Source organism: Tsuneonella flava (assembly GCF_002870965.1).
GTDB lineage: Bacteria > Pseudomonadota > Alphaproteobacteria > Sphingomonadales > Sphingomonadaceae > Tsuneonella > Tsuneonella flava.
On the sequence record NZ_PHSO01000005.1, the window covers coordinates 228,442 to 246,686 of the forward strand.

The following is an 18,245-nucleotide window of genomic DNA, read 5'->3' on the forward strand; positions in this document are numbered from 1 at the left end:
CGTAGCCCCGCCTAGGTTTTATATAGTCCGTCGAGGCGATCGCCGTATCGTTCGCGAATCTTGTGCCGACGGATTTTCATACTGGGCGTCATTTCTTCATTTTCGATTGTGAATGGTTCGTCGGCAAAAGTGAAGCCGCGCACCTTCTCGACTACCGAGAGCTCGCCATTCGTTCTGTCGATTGCGTCACGCACTGCGCTGCGAAATGGTGGCAATTCCATCAGCGCGCTGAGGTCGCATTTTTCGCCATGTGCCTTGGCCCATTCGGCGGCCCATTCTGCATCGGGAACGATCAGCCCCACCAGATAGGGGCGCTTGTCTCCGCTCACCATCGCCTGCCCGATCTCCGGCTGCAATGTCAGCATGCCTTCCACTTTTTGCGGGGCCACATTGTCGCCTTTGTCATTGACGATCATGTCTTTCTTACGATCGGTTATAACGATGCGCTCGCGCTCGTCGATGTGGCCGATATCGCCGGTGTGCAGCCAGCCATTCTGCAACGTGCGCGCTGTTTCGGCGGGATTGTGCCAATAGCCGTGCATCACCAGTTCGCCGCGACACAGAATCTCGCCATCTTCCGCAATCTGGATTTCTACACCTCTCATCGGCGGGCCGACGGTATGCATCGCGATCCCTGCGGCAGGTCGGTTGCAACTGATGACAGGGCCGGCTTCGGTCTGTCCGTAACCTTGCAACATGGTCAGGCCCATCGCCTGAAAGAACACGCCGACTTCCGGGTTCAGAGGCGCTCCCCCCGAAACCATAGCCTTGATGCGACCGCCGAATTTGGCCCGGATTTTGGGGCGCAGCAGCCGTTCGAGCATAAAGTCGAGGGTCTTATCGCCAACGCGATAGCGCCCTTCCGCTTTTCTTGCGCCCAATGCGAGGGCACGGTCCATCAGCTTTTGCGCCAGCCCACCCTGCTTGGCCACCTGCTTCATGATCCGTGTGCGAAGCACTTCGAACAGGCGGGGAACCACGACCATGATCGTCGGGCGCACCTCTTCGATATTGCTGGCAAGCTTTTCCAGCCCTTCCGAATAGAAGATTTGCGCGCCAACGCTGATCGGCAGAAATTGTCCGCCCGTATGCTCGTAAGCGTGGGACAGGGGGAGGAATGAAAGAAAGCGCTCGTCTTCCTCCAGCCCGAAATCGTCGTTGAGGATTTCGGCCGCTCCGGCAGAGTTGCACAGGATTGCACCGTGGTGTTGCAACACTCCGCGTGGGGCGCCGCCGGTGCCGCTGGTGTAGATGATGCAGGCCGTATCATCGCGCCCGATATTCGCGATGCGGGCTTCGACAGCCTGGCGCGCTTCAGCAGGGCTGCCTTCCAGCATCGATTCCCAGGTGTGAATCGTGTGGTTCCCGCTTTGGTGCGCGCGTACGCTATCGATCGCGATGAGGTGTTCCACCAACCCGGTGTGAAGGATGGCCGGGATCAGCGGAACTGACAGTTTGTCGTTCGAAACGATGACTGCCCGTGCCCCCGAATTATCGAGGATGTGGACGTGATCGCGCTCGGTATTAGTGGTATATGCCGGAACTGTGACACACCCTGCGGCCATGATCGCAAGGTCCGCGATGCACCATTCGGGCCGGTTTTCCGACACCAGAGCAACCCGGTCGCCCGATTCCAGCCCCAGCTTACGGAGGTTTTGGGCCAGCAGGCAAACCTGATCGGCAACTTCGCGCCAGCTTTGCGTAACCCATTGCCCGTCGCGTTTGGCGCCGAGGAAAGGCGCATCGGCCCGCGCATCGGCGCGACTGAGAAATAATGCGACGAGGTTATGGACCGTATCAATGTCGCTTAGCTGCAAGGCTTCACCTGTTCCTGATCCCAAGACTTCTGATAACTCTTATGGTTATCTATAGTTTAAGGCTGGCCGGCCGTAGCGGCAAGCGGTCTTATTCGACGATGGCCACCCCTTCGCTGCGCGGGTCGCCCGCACCGGTCCAGCCATTGGCGGTGAGCAGGGCTGCATTGGCCTTCAAGGGGAGTGGGCGGACGGTAACCTGCTTATGACCGAGTCGCTTCAACTCCGGAATCATGGCTACCAGAGATGTGTCGGGTTCAATTGCGACGATATCGCCGGGCGAAAACAGCACCGGCAATGCCAGAGCTTTGTCGATCGGCAGACGGAAATCGATCACTCCGATGATCGCACGCGTCGTTTGCACCGGGATTGTCGCCCCTCCCGCAGCACCGACTGCCATCAGCAATTTGCCATCGGGTGAGAATACCAGTGTGGGCGCCATCGAACTGCGCGGACGTTTGCCGCCTTGCACGCGATTGGCAACAGGTTGGCAATCCGTGCCAACGGCCATTTCCAGCTTCCCATCGGCAATGTCGTCCATCCGAGCTTTTGAGGAACCGTCCGCACGGTCACCGCAGTTTTCCCGTGGAGTCATGCTGAAATCGGTCAGCTCGTTGTTGAGATAGAACCCGCCAAACATGTTGCCTGATCCGAACACACTTTCGATGGTCGATGTGTAGGATACGGCGTTGCCCCATTTGTCGACGGTCACGAAATGGGAGGTGCCATGTTCATCCGGTTCCTGCCCGTCGGGCGGCGGAAGTGGCAGGCCTGGCTTTACCTTAGCCATTGTGGAAGTCGGGCTGATCAGCGCGCCGCGTTTGGTCAGATATGCATGATCGGTAAGCGCCTTGACCGGCACCGGGAAGAAATCGGGATCGGCAAGGAACCGTTCGCGATCGGCATATGCCAGTCGCTGCGATTCGGCGAACAAGTGCCAGAATGTGGGCGAATTTGGGCCGAGTGCCGACAGGTCGAACCGCTCGAGCTGATCGAGCATCGCGATAACGGTTGTTGCGCCCGATGACGGCGGGCCCATCCCGCAAATCTTGTAGGTGCGATATGTGCCGCAAACCGGAGCGCGATCGGCGGCGCGATAGCTTTCGATATCAGCGACTGTCATCTTGCCATCGCTGGGGGTGTCGTCGGCAATCGTCTTCGCTAATGCGGCGGCAGTTTGCCCGGTATAGAGCCAGCTTGACCCGTGCGTAGCGATCTGTTCCAGCGTATTTGCCAATTCAGGGTTTTTGACCACTGTGCCAACAGGCTTGGGATTGCCAGCCGCATCGTAAAACAGTGCCAGTCCGGCCTTTGTCCGCGCGCCAGTGCTTTTGGCGCTCTTCAGCGAGTTGTACAGGCGGGGCGTAATCTCGAAACCATTGCGGGCAAGGCGGATCGCGGGTTGGAAAACATCGGCCCATGCCAGCTTTCCGTCGCGCTTCATCGCGTCTTCGGCCAGACGCAGGCTACCGGGTACACCGATGCTCAGCCCGCTTTCGACAGCGGTGCGGAAGTCCATCGGTTTACCATCAGGGCCGATGAAACGTGTAGGGGTGGCAGCCATCGGCGCCTTTTCCCGACCGTCCACTGTGTCGACAGTGCCGTTGGGATCGGTGTGCAGATAGAACCCGCCCCCGCCGATGCCCGAGCTTTGCGGCTCGACGACAGTAAGCGCGAGCATGACTGCGATGGCGGCATCGGTCGCGCTGCCGCCTTTACGCAACATGTCGATGCCTGCCTGTGCGGCACGCGGATCGGCGGCGCTGACAATCCCGTGTTCATAGCGAGTTTGTGTCGCCGGTGGCGGTGCTGCGGTAGCAACCGTCTCGGCGGGGACCGTAGCGCAGGCTCCCAGCGCGAGGGGGAGAGCCAGGGGAAGGGCGAACGATATGGAAAAGCGCTTGAGCATGGCGCTATCAGCTAACCGCTCCCGACCGCCTCGGCAATCGTCGAAAACCCTTCGGCGCGCATTCGTTGCTCCAGCCCACGGACAATTCGCCGGGCGAGGCCCGGTCCTTCATAGACCATCGCACTGTAAAGCTGGACTAAACTTGCTCCGGCTTTGATCCGCTTCCAAGCGTCGTCCGCATCGGCAATTCCGCCGACTCCGACCAGAGGTAAAGCGCCGCCTGTGGCAGAGCGGAAGTCCTTGAGGCGTTGAAGCGCGAGATTCTTGAGTGGTTGACCGGATAGCCCCCCACTTTCCCCGGCATCCCGAGAGACAAGGGGCGGGCGCGAAATAGTGGTATTCGACACGATCAATGCGCCCAGTTTCTTCTCAATGGCAATACGGGAAATCGCATCGATATCCGTGGGTTCGAGGTCAGGGGCGACTTTCAGGAAAATTGGCGGCCGGGCATTGTTTTCGCTTTCGTCGCGGGCCGCAATCACTGCATCGAGCAGAGCGATTAATGCGCCTTCGTCCTGCAAGGCGCGCAGGCCGGGCGTATTCGGGCTGGAGATATTCACCGCGAGATAGTCGGCCAGCGGAGCCATTGCCCGGGCCATCGTCGCATAATCTGCGATACGATCGGTGGAATCCTTGTTCGCACCGATATTTATGCCAACCACGCCGGGTCTGCCCGCGCGTTGAGACAACCGGCGATGCGCGGGTTCCAATCCGCCATTGTTGAAGCCCATGCGATTGATAACCGCACGGTCTTCTTTCAATCGGAAAAGCCGGGGCCTGGGATTGCCCGCTTGCGGCAAGGGGGTGATCGATCCGACTTCCGCAAAACCGAAGCCAAGCCCCAGTAAAGCATCGGGAACTTCCCCGTCTTTGTCGAAGCCTGCCGCCATGCCGAGCGGGTTAGGGAATGAAATGCCTGCAACGGTCGATGTCAGCGGCCCAGGGCTGGCGGGCCTGCCGGCAGGGCGCAATTTCAGCGCTCTGAGTGCAAGCCCGTGTGCGATTTCGGGGTCGATGGCAAACAGGGCGGGGGAGAGCAGACGGTAAAGCATCGTGGCGCGCTATGGCGCGGTAACGGATCGCTGTCGAGACTGTCCCAGTTTGGTCAGGAAAGTATGAAAGGCGCTCAAAAGGCGTGAAAAATTGCCTGAAATTGCGCCAGATTGCCGCAAATCCGACTGAACTGACGTGATGCGTCGATTTCCTACAATTGGCGAATCGACTCATCGTGTATCAAACAAGGGCGACCCGAAGGGCTCGAAGCTTTTGGCAACGAGTACCTCTACTTAACAGGCGGCCCCGGATAATCTGGGGCTGCCTGTTTTTTCATTGAGCATCCAGCGTCCCGCATTTTCAGCTTGTAACTGCCGGAATTGTACAGATAGGCGCCCGGAATAGCGTGACAGATCGCTTTGGCCCCTTCGGCGTGCTTGAAAAGATCGCAAACCCCTCCTAGGTGCAATTCGGAATGAATCGGTCCGAATAGAAATGCGTCTGTCCAATCTTGCTGACTATGCCGTGGTCGCGATGGCCGCTGCCGCGCGTCGTTGCGGTGGCGGGCGTGTGTCTGCCGGCGAGCTGGCGGCGGAAACCGGACTGCCTGCGCCGACAGTCGCGAAACTGGTCAGCAAGCTGACGGCGGCGGGACTGTTGCGGTCGATGCGCGGGGCGCATGGCGGCTTGCAACTGGCCCGACCGGCAGCTGCGATCACCCTGGCCGACATCGTGGAAGCGGTGGAAGGTCCGATTGCACTGACTGCCTGCGTCGAAGGCGATAGCTGCGCGCTCGACCACGATTGCACCGTTCGCGCGCACTGGCCCGTGGTCAACGAAGCGGTGCGCGGGGCATTGGCGGGGATCACTTTGACGCAGTTGGCATCGAGACGAGAAATAGCATGAGCGAAGACATACAGGTGACCGATCGCGCTGCCCGCGATGCCGCTGCGAAAGCGGCAGAGTACGAATTCGGCTGGTCGAGCGAGATCGACACCGAATTTGCGCCCAAGGGACTGAACGAGGACACCGTTCGCTTCATTTCCGCCAAGAAGGGTGAGCCGGAATGGATGCTCGAATGGCGGCTCAAGGCGTTTCGCCTGTGGCAGACGATGGAAGAGCCTGATTGGGCCAAGCTCGGCTATCCCCCGATCGATTATCAGGATGCCTATTACTACGCCGCTCCGAAGAAGAAGACAGAGCTGGAATCGCTCGACGAACTCGATCCCGATATCAAGGCGACCTACGACAAGCTGGGCATCCCGCTGGCCGAGCAGGAAGTGCTCGCCGGGGTGAAGGGCGCACGCAAGATCGCGGTGGATGCTGTGTTCGACAGCGTTTCGGTGGCGACCACTTTCCGCAAGGAACTGGAGAGCGCGGGCGTCATCTTCCGCTCGATCAGCGAGGCGATCCGCGAATATCCCGATCTGGTGAAGAAGTGGCTCGGCAAAGTGGTGCCGCAGCACGACAACTACTTCGCCACGCTGAACTGCGCGGTCTTTTCCGATGGCACCTTCGTGTACATCCCCGAAGGGGTGCGCTGCCCGATGGAACTGAGCACGTATTTCCGCATCAACGCGGAAAATACCGGACAGTTCGAACGCACGCTGATCGTGGCGGAAAAGGGTAGCTATGTCAGCTATCTGGAAGGATGCACCGCGCCGATGCGCGATGAAAATCAGCTCCATGCTGCCGTAGTCGAACTGGTCGCGCTGGAAGATGCGGAGATCAAGTATTCGACCGTGCAGAACTGGTATCCCGGCGATGCCGACGGCAAAGGCGGGATCTACAACTTCGTGACCAAGCGAGCGCTGTGTCAGGGTGCGCGCAGCAAAGTGAGCTGGACCCAGGTCGAAACCGGCAGCGCGGTGACGTGGAAATATCCATCCTGCGTGCTGAACGGCGAAAATTCGGTTGGCGAGTTCTACTCGGTAGCGGTGACAAACAACCACCAGCAGGCCGATACGGGAACCAAAATGATTCATAACGGCAAGGGCAGCCGCAGCACGATCATTTCCAAGGGGATCAGCGCGGGCAAGTCGAACAATACCTATCGCGGATTGGTGCGCGTGGCGGCCAATGCCGACGGGGTTCGCAATTTCACGCAGTGCGACAGCCTGCTGCTGGGCGATACCTGCGGCGCACACACCGTGCCCTATATCGAAGTGAAGAACCCCTCCGCGCAGATCGAGCACGAAGCGACCACCAGCAAGATCAGCGACGATCAGCTGTTCTACGCGATGCAACGCGGGCTGGGCGCGGAAGAGGCGGTGGCACTGATTGTCAACGGCTTTGCCAAGGAAGTGCTGAAGGAACTGCCGATGGAATTCGCGGTAGAGGCGCAGAAACTGCTGGCGATCTCGCTGGAAGGAAGCGTCGGATGACGATCCTCTCCCCCTTTTCCCCTGTCTCTAACGCCCTTGGTGGCTTCGTGGCCCTCGTGTGAACCAACCCTATGACCGACCGTAAAACTCTCCAGCTCCGCACTCCGTCCGAAACGGCGGACACCCCCGCGCTCAAGAAAAAGGGCCGCGGCTGGGAAATTTCCGAAAAGCGGCTCGATGCTCTGCACGAACGCGCGCGCGATATGCGCCGCCATTCGAGCGAAGCACACAAGGCGCTGGCGGAACGCTTCGCCAAGGCCGATCTGGGCCGGTACAAGTTCACCCGCCATGCTGTCGTCGGCAGTGCGATCGTCGATTTCAACTGCCACCTCCTCGGCATGGCGATCGCTATTGACGAAGACGGCGCAGACGAAACGCTGGCCAAGCGCCGCGACAAGAGTCTGGAAGCGGTCGGCATCCGGGTGATGCGGATCAAGGCGCGGGACATTATCGACAATATCGACGATGTGCTGGCGCGCATCACTGCGGGCATGCGGATGCGTATTGCCGACAAACAGGACGCGCGCCGCGCCCATCGCGTCAATTCCGCCCCTCGGCGGCCACGGCGGGACGACGCATGACAACGTCCACCGCGCCTGTTTTTGCAATCGCAGCGATTGCCGCGACGGCGATGCTGGCGCCGGTTGCCCCTGCCCGTGCCGCGCCTGAGCAACTGACCACGGCGCAGGCGATCAAGCGGCTCGACGCATGTCTGACGAGCGGAGCGCCCGGCGCGCCGCGCAGCAGCCTTCAGGCGGCGGTGATCGCATTGCGTACTCTATGCCGCCCCCAGATCGATCGTGTGCTGGATCATCGCTATGCCGAAATCGATACCGCTTACGGTCTTCCGGGCGCGAAGTTGACGCAAAGCCAGCAGGCCGATCGGACAAAACGCCGCGATGCGGCCCGGAAATTGCTCGACCGCCAAATCGCCGTGGCGGTTTCGCGTTACACCCAACTCCTCCCGAACTGACCCGGATCGACCAGATAATATGCTGATAATCGATAATCTTCACGCCGAAATCGACGGCAAGAAAATCCTCAACGGCCTTTCGCTGACTGTGAACGCAGGCGAAGTTCATGCGATCATGGGGCCGAATGGCGCCGGCAAATCCACGCTGGCCTATGTGCTCGGTGGCCGTCCGGGGTATGAAGTGACCGAGGGATCGGTCATGTTTGCCGGGCAGGATCTGCTCGCGATGGAACCGCATGAGCGCGCTGCGGTCGGCCTGTTTCTCGGTTTCCAGTATCCAGTGGAAATTCCGGGCGTTTCGAATGTCCAGTTCCTGCGCGAAGCGCTCAATGCCCAGCGCATTCAGCGGGGGGAAGAGCCGCTGACCGGCGGCGAATTCCTCAAGCTGGCGAAAGAGAAAGCCGCTCTGCTGCGGATGGATATGGAAATGCTCAAGCGGCAAGTGAACGTCGGCTTCTCCGGCGGGGAGAAGAAGCGGGCCGAGATGGTTCAGATGGGCATTCTCAACCCGTCGCTGGCGATCCTCGACGAAACCGATTCCGGGCTCGATATCGATGCGCTGCGGGTGGTTGGCGAAGGTATCAACGCGATCATGCGCGCACCGGACAAGGCGGTGGTACTGATCACCCATTACCAGCGCCTGCTCGATTACGTGAAGCCCGACCGGGTCCATATCCTCGCCAAAGGGCGCATCGTCAAAAGCGGCGGCCCTGAACTGGCGCTGGAACTGGAGCGTGAGGGGTATGACGAGGTGATGGCATGAAGCGCCTCACAACATTTCTGTCCTTCGCCGCTCTGATTGCGATGAGCACTGCACCTGCTCAGGCCGCGCCGCAGCAACGCCAAGTGCCGCCTGCCGTGGCCAAGCAAGTGCCGATCATCGCGGGCAAGCTGCGTAACTGGCGCGGGGTGTGGGGCGCTGTCGATGGCAAGCTGGCCTGCAAGACGGTGAAATCGACCGGCGATAAGGACATCGACAAGATCGGCTGCGCCGCGCTCGTCGCCTGTATCAAGCCGCATTACAAACAGCTCAAGACAATCGCTGACAGCAAAGCGAGCGAAGCGGATAAGAAGCGCCGCATCTCGGCCAGGCTCAAAACGCTCGACCCGTGCCTGCACGAACATCGCGGCAATGGGATCGCGGCGCTGGCCGTGGCGCGGGGGACAGGGAAGTGACTTTGATTGCACGTCCGACTAATCGAGAAGAGGACTGGCGGTATGCCGATGCCGCATTCCTTTCGACCGCCCCTATCGACACGTTTGACGACTGGCGCACCGTCACGGTCGCGCCGGGCGATGTGCTGCGTGAAACCGTGCAGGCCGACGACGCTGCGCCATCGGCCGTGGCGCGGTGCCGCGTGCATGTAGGCGCCGGTGGACGGTACGAATATTTCGCCACTATCGTCAGCGGCCCCTATCGGCGGATCGAACTGGAAGTGACGCTGGAAGAAGGCGCGCATTTCGAATTTGGCGGGGTAACGCTGGGCGGCGATAACAAAGTGCAGGAATTCGTGACCCGCGTTATTCATGCCCAACCCGGCGCGACCAGCAATCAAGTCGTGCGCGCGGTCCAGTGGGGCAAATCGACCGGCAATTTCCTTGGCCGGATCGAAGTCGTGCGCGATGCACAGAAAACCGATGCGGCGCAGAACTTCCGCGCGATCCTGCTGGAAAAGGGGGCGAGCGCCAACACCAAGCCGGAACTCGAAATCTTCGCTGACGATGTGAAATGCGCCCACGGCGCAGCGATCGGTGCGCTCGATCAGACGGCTGCATTCTACATGGCTGCACGCGGCTTATCGCCGGAAAAGGCGCGGGCGTTGCTGGTGCGGGCATTCATCGCCGATGCCTTCGCTGCCATCGATGACGAAACGCAGCGCGAAACCATGCTGGAAGATGCACTGGCTCATCTGGACGAGGGCGCGTTATGACCGACACAGCAACGCTTTCGCGCAAGGCCGACTTTCCCGGTTTGCTGAACGATACCGGGCAGGTGTGGCACTATCTCGATACTGCCGCGACCGCGCAGAAACCGCAGGCAGTGATCGACGCCTGCAGCCGCGCGATGGGCGCGGATTATGCCACCGTGCATCGCGGGGTCTATTCGCGCAGTGCGGATATGACACTGGCTTACGAAGCGGCGCGGCGGCGGGTGGCGGCATTTATCGGCGGGGCGGAAGCGGAAATCGTCTTCACCCGCGGAGCGACCGAAGCGATCAATCTGGTCGCCTATTCCTATCCGAACAAAGGGCGGGTTCTGCTCAGCCAGCTGGAACACCATTCCAATATCGTGCCCTGGCAACTGGCCGGGTGGCAAGTCGATGTCTGCCCGTTGACCGAAGACGGACGGATCGATCTCGATGCTGCGGAAGCGATGCTGACGCCGGATCACACGATGGTGGCATTCGCGCATGTGTCGAACGTGCTCGGCTCCACTCTGGATGCCGCACGTGCGGCGCGTCTGGCCCATTCGGTAGGCGCAAAGCTGTTGCTTGACGGATGTCAGGCAGTGCCGCGGTTGCCGGTCGATGTCGCGGAAATCGGATGCGATTTCTATGCTTTCTCCGGCCACAAGCTCTACGGTCCGACCGGGATCGGGGCGCTGTGGGGGCGGGCCGATCTGCTCGATGCCATGCCCCCGTGGCAGGGTGGCGGATCGATGATCGATCAGGTCACGTTCGAACGCACGACCTATGCCCCGGCGCCGCAGCGGTTCGAAGCGGGCACCCCGGCGATTGTCGAGGCACTCGGACTGGCGGCAGCCTGCGACTATGTCGCGGCTATCGGGCTGGACGTGATCCACGCGCATGAGGCGGCTTTGGTCGCTCGCTTGCGCGATGCCCTGCAACCGATGAATGATGTGGCGGTGTTTGGCCCGGAAGACAGTGCCGGCATCATCAGTTTCGCGATGCAGGGTGTCCATCCGCACGATCTGGGCACCATTCTCGATGAAGAGGGCGTGGCGATCCGTGCCGGGCACCATTGCGCGCAACCTCTGATGGCGCATCTGGGTGTGCCGGCAACTGCGCGCGCCAGTTTCGCGCTCTACAGTGACGACAGCGATATCGATGCGCTCGTGAAAGGGATCGAGCGCACGCGGAGGATTTTCGGATGAACGAAGAACGCAATATCTCGGTTGAGGAAGTCGATACGGTCGATAAACCGCGCCGCGCCAGCGTGGACGATGCCCAGCAGGAAAGCCCGGCGGAGAAGCTGGAGCGTAAGCGCGATTATCTCGAAGGATTCCTCGCGCAGAAGCCGCAGCCAACTCACGAGGGAGAGCCGGGCGGTGCCGTGTATGAATCGATCATCAGTGCGCTGAAAGAGATCTATGATCCCGAAATTCCGGTCAATATCTACGATCTCGGCCTGATTTACGCAGTTGAAGTGACCGACGATGGCGATGCCAAAGTCACTATGACACTGACGACTCCGCATTGCCCGGTAGCCGAATCGATGCCTGGCGAAGTGGAGCTGCGTGTCGCCACGGTACCCGGAGTGCGCGATGCCGAAGTGGCGCTGGTGTGGGATCCGCCGTGGGGGCCGGATAAAATGACCGACGAGGCCCGGCTCGAACTGGGCATGTTGTGAGCGTTTCTGTCGTCCCCGAAGTGGCGATCGCGATCGTCGACTATCGCAATTCGGTGGATGCGGCAGCTATTGTTGCGCTGCTCGATGCCTATGCCCGCGATCCGATGGGCGGTGGCACACCGCTGGCCGAAGATGTGCGCGAACGGCTGGTTCCTGCGCTGGCTGAACAGCCCGGCGCATTCACACTGATCGCGCGGGTAGCGGGCGAGCCTGCCGGGCTGGCCAATTGCTTCACCGGGTTTTCGACTTTCGCTGCGCGGCCGCTGGTCAATATTCACGATATTGCGGTTCTGCCGCAATATCGCAGCAAAGGCGTGGGCCGTGCGCTCCTTAATGCGGTCGCGCAGGAGGCGCATGCGCGTGGTGCGTGCAAGATCACGCTGGAGGTGCTGTCGGGCAACGAGCCCGCCATCGCAGCATACCGGCAGGCCGGATTTGTTCAGTATGGACTTGATCCGGCAATGGGCACTGCCCAGTTCTGGGAGAGGAAACTGCCATGACCGATACCGTTACAACCCTTCGCCAGCGCCCCGCCGCCGTTACGCTCACCCCTGCTGCGGAAGCGCGGGTGGCAGACCTGATGGCCAAGGCGCCGACCGATGCCATTGGCGTGAAGCTATCGACACCCCGGCGGGGGTGCTCCGGGCTGGCCTATTCCGTCGATTATGTGACCGAAGAGACTGCGTTCGATGAAAAGATCGAAACGCCCGGCGGCACCTTTTATATCGACGGGGCCAGTGTGCTCTATCTGATCGGCAGCACGATGGATTGGGTGGAGGACGATTTTACCGCCGGTTTCGTGTTCGAAAATCCCAATGCCAAGGGTGCATGCGGTTGCGGCGAAAGTTTTATGGTCTGACCGCGCTTCGCATTACGGGCGGAGCATTCGATTTGGCCGTTTTGGGGCCTGAACCTTGTTCTGGCGGTGCTCCGGCTTAACGATGCAGCGCTTTAGCGCAGGCAGCCTTATCGACATCCAGTCCGTCGCTTGCGCGCCGCGCATCGACATATGTCGCGGTCGGTTCCGCGCCGGGACGCAGCGGGTAGAGGTAGATGTCGAGCACACAGGCCTCGCCGCTGAATTGTAACTTGCGCGCGTCGCCTTCCCACACGTCGAGCCGGGGGGCGCCGAAAGTGCGTTCCAGTGCTGCCTTGTTCTGCCCGATGACCGACTCCAGTCCCGCGCTGTTCATCACCTTGGGCACACGGAAACCTTCCGAAGCCGGTGGTGGCGGGCGCGTGGCAGGCACGCGCACTGCTTGCGAAGTGGCTGCGGGGGCCCGAGGGGGCGGACTGCTGCCGGCCCGCCCTTGCGGAACTGCAGAGGCGCAACCGGCAAGCAGAATGGCAATGGAAAGCGGCAGAATCGTGCGGATCATGGACGAACCCCGGTTGAAATCGGTTTGCGCGAATGGATCAGATGTGCGGTTGCAGCGGCGCCGATCACGGGGGCCAGAAGATTGGCAAATGGGATCAGCAGCATAGCGGCCACGATCCCGCCCAGTGCAAAACGGGTCAAGCCAGACAGCGGCAGGGCGCTCTCTTCCGGCGTCCGGTGGCGCAACCAGATCATTTCGGTCAGCTCGCGTCCCAGCAACCATGCGTTCACGGCCCAGAACAGAATAGCCGTGCCAGCCCCGGTCACCAAGAGTATCGCCGCGAATGGCAGAGCGACGATGTTCGCGATTACCGCGCGCACAAGTCCGCGCAGCGATGCCTTGAGATCTTGCGCGAATGGCAAATCGCGCCGTGTGGCAAGTGCGGAGGGATAATGCCGCGCCTCCACCGCTTCCACCACTTCGTCGGCAAAGAACTGCACCACGGCCAGTGCAACCAGCCGGAACAATAGCCAGCCACCGATGATCGTTATCACTATCGCACCCAACGCACTGAGCGATCCGCCGCCGCCCACGCCGTAGTGGGCCAGCAGGGCTGCAAGACCATACCATACTGCCACGCCCAGCATGGCGAACACCGCCAGCGTGATCGCAACCGATCGTGCCAGAACAGCAAGAATAGCGCGGTCGCCCAATTGGCCGAAGGCAAGGGCAAAGGCGTGGGGGATGCGGTTCATTGCTTCATCATGTCGGTGAGCAAGTGATCCAAGTCAATCTATCGCAAACCGCACTTGGCGTGGCGTTCCCCAGCCGCTAGGCGCACCGCACGCAGATCTTCCATCCAATTTCAGGACTTTCATGACCCAGACCACGACCGAGCCGCGCTATGACGTGATTGCGATCGGCAATGCCATCGTCGATGTGATGGCCCCTTGTTCCGAAGACCTGATCGAAGAACTCAATCTCAACAAGGGCGGGATGACCCTGGTCGATGCCGAAGGGGCGGAGCGGTTGTATCAGGCGATGGGCCCCGCGCGTGAAATTTCGGGCGGATCGGCGGCGAACACACTGGCAGGTCTGTCCGCGCTGGGCGCGCAATGTGCATTTATCGGGCAAGTGGCTGACGATCAGCTTGGAGCAGTGTTCGCGCACGATATTCGCGCGGTAGGGATCGATTTCGATACACCTGCGCGCACGGGGGAGCCTTCCACGGCGCGGTGTCTGATTTTCGTGACCCCCGATGCACAGCGGACGATGAACACGTTTCTGGGGGCCAGCCAGTTTCTGCCGCCGGAATCGCTCGATGATGAGGCCGTGGCTGCTGCCAGTGTGCTCTATCTCGAAGGGTACTTGTGGGATCCCGAAGAACCCCGCGCTGCAATGCGTCGGGCGATAGAGGCGGCACGTGCCGCCGGGCGCAAGGTCGCCTTTACCTTGAGCGAAGTGTTCGTGATCGAACGGCATGGCGACGATTTTCGTGCGCTGATCGAAGACGGGATGATCGATATCCTGTTCGCCAATCATCACGAACTGGAAGCGCTAACCGGCACGGATGATTTCGAAGCAGGGATTGCAGCGCTCGATGGCAAAGTGCCTACGCTGGTGGTGACCCGCAGCGCCGATGGGGCAGTGGCGATTTCCAATGGAGTGCGCGCCGAAGTGGCCGCCGAACCGATCGATGCCGTCGTCGATACCACCGGGGCTGGCGATTTGTTTGCCGCCGGGTTCCTTTATGGCCACGTTAACGGCGAACCGCTGGAAACATGTTTGCGTCGCGGAGCAATCGCAGCAGCTGAAATCATCAGCCATTATGGTGCCCGCCCGGAAACCGATCTGGTGCGACTGATGGCGGAAAAGCTCGCCCGATAATTTGCCGTGTGCTGTTGCAGGACGGCGGCGATTCGTAGGAACGGCGCCGTGCGGGCATCCGCCCCGTGCGGCAGGCTTCGACTATTTCTTTAGATTTGTGCGCTATTCCTTCCATTCGAGAAGGAAGCGCACCGTTGTATCATTCAGTCACACCTCTCAGTCTTGAAAACGCCTGGCTTGCAGTGCCCGATCGCCTGCGAACAGTCGGTTGGTGGCAACTGGCAAATTGCGCCACGTTGCCGACGCAGAGCGAGGAGTTCATTTCTGCGCTGGAGCAGACGATGCTCGGCAATGGCGAAGTGGAACTGTTTGAAATCACCGCAGACCAAGGCGCTCTCGCATGTGTGGCCATGTGTCGGAAGCCGGGTCCGTTGGGGCGGTGGCATATGCTGGGCGATGAGGAGCTGTTCGAACCATTCGATGCGCTGGTCCGTGATGCCGCAGCGGCACAGGCTTTGGCGGAACGGCTGGCAGCAGAGGCCAGACCGATCGAATTCGCCCGTCTGCCGGATAACTCTCCGCTCATTCCAGCTTTGCGTGCGGCGATGCGTGGGCGAGGGTTGATGCATGTCGGCCCTGCGATGGCCAGCCCTTACATCGCCCTCAATGAAGGATGGTACGATCCTTTGCTTCGCCTTTCCTCCCGCCGCCGATCCGATTTCCGTCGCGCCCGGAAGCGGGCAGCAGAGGCCGGGGCGGTAGAATTTGTAACCCACCAGCCAACCCCTCGCGAATTCGATGCGTTGTACGATCAGGCCGTTGCCGTTGAAGCGCGTAGCTGGAAGCTGGCGGCTGGCAGCGCATTGGCTGCAGATCGGGCTAAGCGGGCATTTTTTCGCCGCTATCTCACCGCAGCAAGTGCCAAGGGGCAATGTCGCATTTCGTTTATGCACATCGGGGGCGAAGCGGTGGCCATGCACCTCGCGGTGGTGTGGGACGGGCGATACTGGCTCTACAAGATTGGTTTCGACGAAGCTTATGCCCGTTGTTCGCCGGGTAACCAGCTTATGCTACATACCATTGGAGAGGCCGCTCAGGCGGGCCTTTGCGGGTACGAGATGATGGGTGAAAGCGAGAGCTGGATTTCCGACCTTTGGACTCGCGATGAACATCCACGTGTCCGAGTGAGGACTTACCCTTATTCCGCTCAGGGACTGGCGGCACTGGCCGAAGATGGCGGCCAATGGGTTCAGGGCCGGGTACAGGAAAAAGTGTCGAGTCGGTTGCTGGGCCTTGCCCGTCGCCGGACTCTGGCGGCGTGACCTCGGCTGCTTACGCTCGCTTGCGTGGTATCCGCTATGCTTTGCCCGACCGCATCGGTCAGGTCATGCCAGTGGCGACAATCGATAATGTCGTGAGAGCATGCGTCGAGGTTGGCCGCGGCGGCATGTCGAGCAGCGTTGGATTGTTTGCCAGCGACGATGCGTCTGCCGGTGACGTAGCTATGGAATTGATCGAACTGGCTGACAAGCTGAGAGCGACAGGTTGCGATGCGGTGATCGCTCTCAAGCCGCCACAACTCGCATTCGATGCCACATTAGTGGGGCAGATCGCTGATAGCGGAATGCCGGTGGTGCTCGATGCGTTGCGTCTGGATCAGGTCGATCGTATTCACGCGTTGGCAGTTGAGAGCGGGGCAGGGATTGCCATTCCTGCGCGCTGGCAGCGGAGTACGCGCGATGTGCAGGGTTTGCGCGATTTGCCGTGCCGCATCCGACTGGTGAAAGGGGAATGGGCCGATCCGGTGCACGATGCAGAGGATATCGGCGCTGCCTACCTCTCGCATGTTCGGGTGCTGGCGGGGCGCAAGGCCGTGGTTGGTGTGGCGACGCACGATCCGGCGCTGGCTCGCGCAGCGCTGGGCATTTTGCGCGCGGCGGGCACGCCGGTGGAGTTGGAACAGCTGCGCGGTCTGCCTGCGCGACGCACGATCCGTGTGGCGCGGGAAATGGGCGTGCCGGTGCGGCGATATATGGCATTTGGTCCCGGTTGGTGGCCTTACGCCATCGAACAGGCGCTCCGCCGACCCTATTTACCGGTCTGGGCATTGCGCGATTTGGTTGGGCGTTAATCTGCCGCAATTCCTTCGCCCTTCACCGGCATCGGCGCCAGCAGGCGTAGCAGTACCAGCGACAGAGTAAGCCACGCACCGGCTCCCGCCAGTGTAAGAGGTATCGTGGTGTAATCGGACAGTGCCCCCCACCCCCATGCGCCCAGCGCCATCCCGCCGAATGTCGTCGCCTGATAGATCGACATGCAGCGTCCAAGAATCTCTTCAGGCGCGCGGACCTGCATCGCCACGTTGATAGTCGTCAGCGCGAGCACCCATCCCGCTCCGGCGGCAAAGGCGGCGGGTATCGCGGCGGGCATATTGCCTGCCTGCATCAGGATCAGATAGCCGATAATGAACGCAATCGTGCCGATGCCGACTACAGCTTCGCTGCCGATCCGTCGCCGCAGGTTAGAAACGAAAAGCGCAGCCAGAATCGACGCGATGCCGAAACCGCCCAGCATCAGCCCATAGTCGATCTCGCTTCCATGCAGACGGTTGCGGACGATCACCGGCAGCAATGCGGCATAACCGGCAAAACCCACGCCCAGACAGAATCCACGGATCAATATGCGGCGTACCGACCCCGACCCCGCACAGAAACGCAGGCCGATTGCGATGGAAGCCATCATCGGAATGCGACGTGGCGGACTGACCTGGGGCCTCCACCGCAGCAGCACGACGATCAGCAGCGTATAGCTAAGCGCATTGAGTGCGAATGCGAGCGACGTACTCCATAGTGAAATCAACACGCCGCCCAGCGCAGGCCCGACGCTGCGCGCAAGGTTGAACGCAACCGAATTGAGACTGATAGCCTGTGGCAGATCGCGCTTGCCGACTTGCGCGCGCACGGATGCCTGCCACGCGGGGGAATTGAGCGCGGTGCCAATCCCGACGAGCAGAGTGAACAGCAGCAGACTCCATGGTCCGATCATTCCTGCCCAGCTTACCAGTGCGAGCGCAGTGGATACCAGCAACATTCCGCTTTGCGCGGCCAGCATCACGCGGCGGCGGTCGAAATTATCGGCAATCGCGCCTGCGAATACCCCGAATGCCATGATCGGCAACGTAGTCGATGCCTGAACCAGAGCGATCAGCACGTGGGAATTGGTCAGATCGGTCATCAGCCACGCGGCAGCGACCGATTGGATCATCGATCCGAGGTTGGATACCAGATTGGCGATCCATATCGCCCGAAACGCCGGATAACCGAATGGAGCCAGTGTCTTGCCGGGGGCAAGCAACCCTTTGTGCGCGTGGGATGAATCGGGGTTGGGTGGCATTTGATCTGCCTTGGGGCCGATGTCAGGGCCGGTCAAGCGAGC

The 18,245-nt window shown here is 60.8% G+C and carries 20 protein-coding genes; 14 read left to right on the plus strand and 6 right to left on the minus strand.

Annotation, left to right across the window (positions count from 1 at the left end; genetic code table 11):
- Positions 1–11: 11 nt before the first annotated feature.
- The 3 genes from CV013_RS08195 to CV013_RS08205 form a co-directional block, all read right to left on the minus strand.
- Positions 12–1,817, minus strand: coding sequence for an AMP-dependent synthetase/ligase (locus tag CV013_RS08195; protein WP_102154786.1), 1,806 nt, complete (start codon positions 1,815–1,817; stop codon positions 12–14).
- Between the two features lie 88 nt (positions 1,818–1,905).
- Complete coding sequence (ggt, locus tag CV013_RS08200) at positions 1,906–3,723, minus strand: gamma-glutamyltransferase (RefSeq protein WP_102154787.1); 1,818 nt, start codon at positions 3,721–3,723, stop codon at positions 1,906–1,908.
- An 11-nt stretch (positions 3,724–3,734) separates the two neighbouring features.
- Positions 3,735–4,775 carry a quinone-dependent dihydroorotate dehydrogenase gene (locus CV013_RS08205; protein WP_102154788.1) on the minus strand — a complete coding sequence of 347 codons (1,041 nt, stop codon included), beginning with the start codon at positions 4,773–4,775 and terminating at the stop codon, positions 3,735–3,737.
- Positions 4,776–5,211: 436 nt separating this feature from the next.
- Here CV013_RS08205 and CV013_RS08210 point away from each other — a divergent pair, with 436 nt between their 5' ends.
- The 11 genes from CV013_RS08210 to CV013_RS08260 all read left to right on the plus strand — a co-directional run bounded on the left by CV013_RS08210 (position 5,212) and on the right by CV013_RS08260 (position 12,523).
- The gene (locus tag CV013_RS08210; RefSeq protein ID WP_102154789.1) at positions 5,212–5,622 is read left to right on the plus strand and encodes an SUF system Fe-S cluster assembly regulator; all 411 of its coding nucleotides are present in this window, start codon (positions 5,212–5,214) and stop codon (positions 5,620–5,622) included.
- On the plus strand, positions 5,619–7,100 hold the full coding sequence (sufB, locus tag CV013_RS08215; protein WP_102154790.1) for a Fe-S cluster assembly protein SufB: 1,482 nt from the start codon (positions 5,619–5,621) through the stop codon (positions 7,098–7,100). Before CV013_RS08210 ends, sufB begins: the two co-directional genes overlap by 4 nt.
- 71 nt (positions 7,101–7,171) lie before the next feature.
- On the plus strand, positions 7,172–7,681 hold the full coding sequence (locus CV013_RS08220) for an endonuclease domain-containing protein (RefSeq protein ID WP_102154791.1): 510 nt from the start codon (positions 7,172–7,174) through the stop codon (positions 7,679–7,681).
- Positions 7,678–8,073 carry a hypothetical protein gene (locus CV013_RS08225; protein ID WP_223805173.1) on the plus strand — a complete coding sequence of 132 codons (396 nt, stop codon included), beginning with the start codon at positions 7,678–7,680 and terminating at the stop codon, positions 8,071–8,073. The genes CV013_RS08220 and CV013_RS08225 overlap by 4 nt, the downstream gene beginning before the upstream one ends.
- Before the next feature lie 19 nt (positions 8,074–8,092).
- Positions 8,093–8,836: a Fe-S cluster assembly ATPase SufC gene (sufC, locus tag CV013_RS08230; protein ID WP_102154792.1), complete on the plus strand. Its 744-nt coding sequence runs from the start codon at positions 8,093–8,095 to the stop codon at positions 8,834–8,836.
- Positions 8,833–9,249, plus strand: coding sequence for a hypothetical protein (locus tag CV013_RS08235; RefSeq protein ID WP_102154793.1), 417 nt, complete (start codon positions 8,833–8,835; stop codon positions 9,247–9,249). The genes sufC and CV013_RS08235 overlap by 4 nt, the downstream gene beginning before the upstream one ends.
- A complete protein-coding gene (locus tag CV013_RS08240) occupies positions 9,246–10,004 on the plus strand; it encodes a SufD family Fe-S cluster assembly protein (protein WP_102154794.1) in 759 nt (252 codons plus the stop codon). The genes CV013_RS08235 and CV013_RS08240 overlap by 4 nt, the downstream gene beginning before the upstream one ends.
- On the plus strand, positions 10,001–11,188 hold the full coding sequence (locus CV013_RS08245) for an aminotransferase class V-fold PLP-dependent enzyme (protein ID WP_102154795.1): 1,188 nt from the start codon (positions 10,001–10,003) through the stop codon (positions 11,186–11,188). Before CV013_RS08240 ends, CV013_RS08245 begins: the two co-directional genes overlap by 4 nt.
- Positions 11,185–11,664 carry an SUF system Fe-S cluster assembly protein gene (locus tag CV013_RS08250; protein ID WP_102154796.1) on the plus strand — a complete coding sequence of 160 codons (480 nt, stop codon included), beginning with the start codon at positions 11,185–11,187 and terminating at the stop codon, positions 11,662–11,664. The genes CV013_RS08245 and CV013_RS08250 overlap by 4 nt, the downstream gene beginning before the upstream one ends.
- A complete protein-coding gene (locus CV013_RS08255) occupies positions 11,661–12,164 on the plus strand; it encodes a GNAT family N-acetyltransferase (RefSeq protein WP_190276456.1) in 504 nt (167 codons plus the stop codon). The genes CV013_RS08250 and CV013_RS08255 overlap by 4 nt, the downstream gene beginning before the upstream one ends.
- On the plus strand, positions 12,161–12,523 hold the full coding sequence (locus CV013_RS08260; protein WP_102154797.1) for a HesB/IscA family protein: 363 nt from the start codon (positions 12,161–12,163) through the stop codon (positions 12,521–12,523). The genes CV013_RS08255 and CV013_RS08260 overlap by 4 nt, the downstream gene beginning before the upstream one ends.
- 76 nt (positions 12,524–12,599) lie before the next feature.
- Here the strand turns inward: CV013_RS08260 and CV013_RS08265 are convergent, their stop codons facing one another.
- Together CV013_RS08265 and CV013_RS08270 are read right to left on the minus strand one after the other, a co-directional pair.
- Positions 12,600–13,043 (minus strand): hypothetical protein, encoded by a 444-nt coding sequence (locus CV013_RS08265; protein WP_102154798.1) that lies wholly within the window; start codon positions 13,041–13,043, stop codon positions 12,600–12,602.
- Positions 13,040–13,738 (minus strand): EI24 domain-containing protein, encoded by a 699-nt coding sequence (locus tag CV013_RS08270; protein ID WP_102154799.1) that lies wholly within the window; start codon positions 13,736–13,738, stop codon positions 13,040–13,042. The genes CV013_RS08265 and CV013_RS08270 overlap by 4 nt, the downstream gene beginning before the upstream one ends.
- Positions 13,739–13,859: 121 nt before the next feature.
- Here CV013_RS08270 and CV013_RS08275 point away from each other — a divergent pair, with 121 nt between their 5' ends.
- The 3 genes from CV013_RS08275 to CV013_RS08285 all read left to right on the plus strand — a co-directional run bounded on the left by CV013_RS08275 (position 13,860) and on the right by CV013_RS08285 (position 16,941).
- Positions 13,860–14,870, plus strand: a complete 1,011-nt coding sequence (locus tag CV013_RS08275) for an adenosine kinase (RefSeq protein ID WP_102154800.1) — start codon at positions 13,860–13,862, stop codon at positions 14,868–14,870.
- Between the two features lie 134 nt (positions 14,871–15,004).
- The gene (locus CV013_RS08280; protein ID WP_123639896.1) at positions 15,005–16,132 is read left to right on the plus strand and encodes a GNAT family N-acetyltransferase; all 1,128 of its coding nucleotides are present in this window, start codon (positions 15,005–15,007) and stop codon (positions 16,130–16,132) included.
- On the plus strand, positions 16,129–16,941 hold the full coding sequence (locus CV013_RS08285; RefSeq protein ID WP_123639897.1) for a proline dehydrogenase: 813 nt from the start codon (positions 16,129–16,131) through the stop codon (positions 16,939–16,941). The genes CV013_RS08280 and CV013_RS08285 overlap by 4 nt, the downstream gene beginning before the upstream one ends.
- Here CV013_RS08285 and CV013_RS08290 read toward each other — a convergent pair.
- Entirely contained in the window at positions 16,938–18,239 is a 1,302-nt protein-coding gene (locus tag CV013_RS08290; protein ID WP_232806571.1) for an MFS transporter, read from the minus strand. The two genes, CV013_RS08285 and CV013_RS08290, sit on opposite strands and share 4 nt — an antisense overlap.
- Between the last annotated feature and the right edge of the window lie 6 nt (positions 18,240–18,245).

Bases quoted from the DNA above. Each gene is read 5' to 3' on its own strand.
- CV013_RS08275 (WP_102154800.1), top strand. From the start codon at position 13,860: ATGACCCAGACCACGACCGAGCCGCGCTATGACGTGATTGCGATCGGC.
- CV013_RS08260 (WP_102154797.1), top strand. From the start codon at position 12,161: ATGACCGATACCGTTACAACCCTTCGCCAGCGCCCCGCCGCCGTTACG.
- sufB (WP_102154790.1), top strand. From the start codon at position 5,619: ATGAGCGAAGACATACAGGTGACCGATCGCGCTGCCCGCGATGCCGCT.
- CV013_RS08270 (WP_102154799.1), bottom strand. From the start codon at position 13,738: ATGAACCGCATCCCCCACGCCTTTGCCCTTGCCTTCGGCCAATTGGGC.
- CV013_RS08210 (WP_102154789.1), top strand. From the start codon at position 5,212: ATGCGTCTGTCCAATCTTGCTGACTATGCCGTGGTCGCGATGGCCGCT.
- CV013_RS08250 (WP_102154796.1), top strand. From the start codon at position 11,185: ATGAACGAAGAACGCAATATCTCGGTTGAGGAAGTCGATACGGTCGAT.
- sufC (WP_102154792.1), top strand. From the start codon at position 8,093: ATGCTGATAATCGATAATCTTCACGCCGAAATCGACGGCAAGAAAATC.
- CV013_RS08205 (WP_102154788.1), bottom strand. From the start codon at position 4,775: ATGCTTTACCGTCTGCTCTCCCCCGCCCTGTTTGCCATCGACCCCGAA.
- CV013_RS08225 (WP_223805173.1), top strand. From the start codon at position 7,678: ATGACAACGTCCACCGCGCCTGTTTTTGCAATCGCAGCGATTGCCGCG.
- ggt (WP_102154787.1), bottom strand. From the start codon at position 3,723: ATGCTCAAGCGCTTTTCCATATCGTTCGCCCTTCCCCTGGCTCTCCCC.
- CV013_RS08265 (WP_102154798.1), bottom strand. From the start codon at position 13,043: ATGATCCGCACGATTCTGCCGCTTTCCATTGCCATTCTGCTTGCCGGT.
- CV013_RS08220 (WP_102154791.1), top strand. From the start codon at position 7,172: ATGACCGACCGTAAAACTCTCCAGCTCCGCACTCCGTCCGAAACGGCG.
- CV013_RS08235 (WP_102154793.1), top strand. From the start codon at position 8,833: ATGAAGCGCCTCACAACATTTCTGTCCTTCGCCGCTCTGATTGCGATG.
- CV013_RS08245 (WP_102154795.1), top strand. From the start codon at position 10,001: ATGACCGACACAGCAACGCTTTCGCGCAAGGCCGACTTTCCCGGTTTG.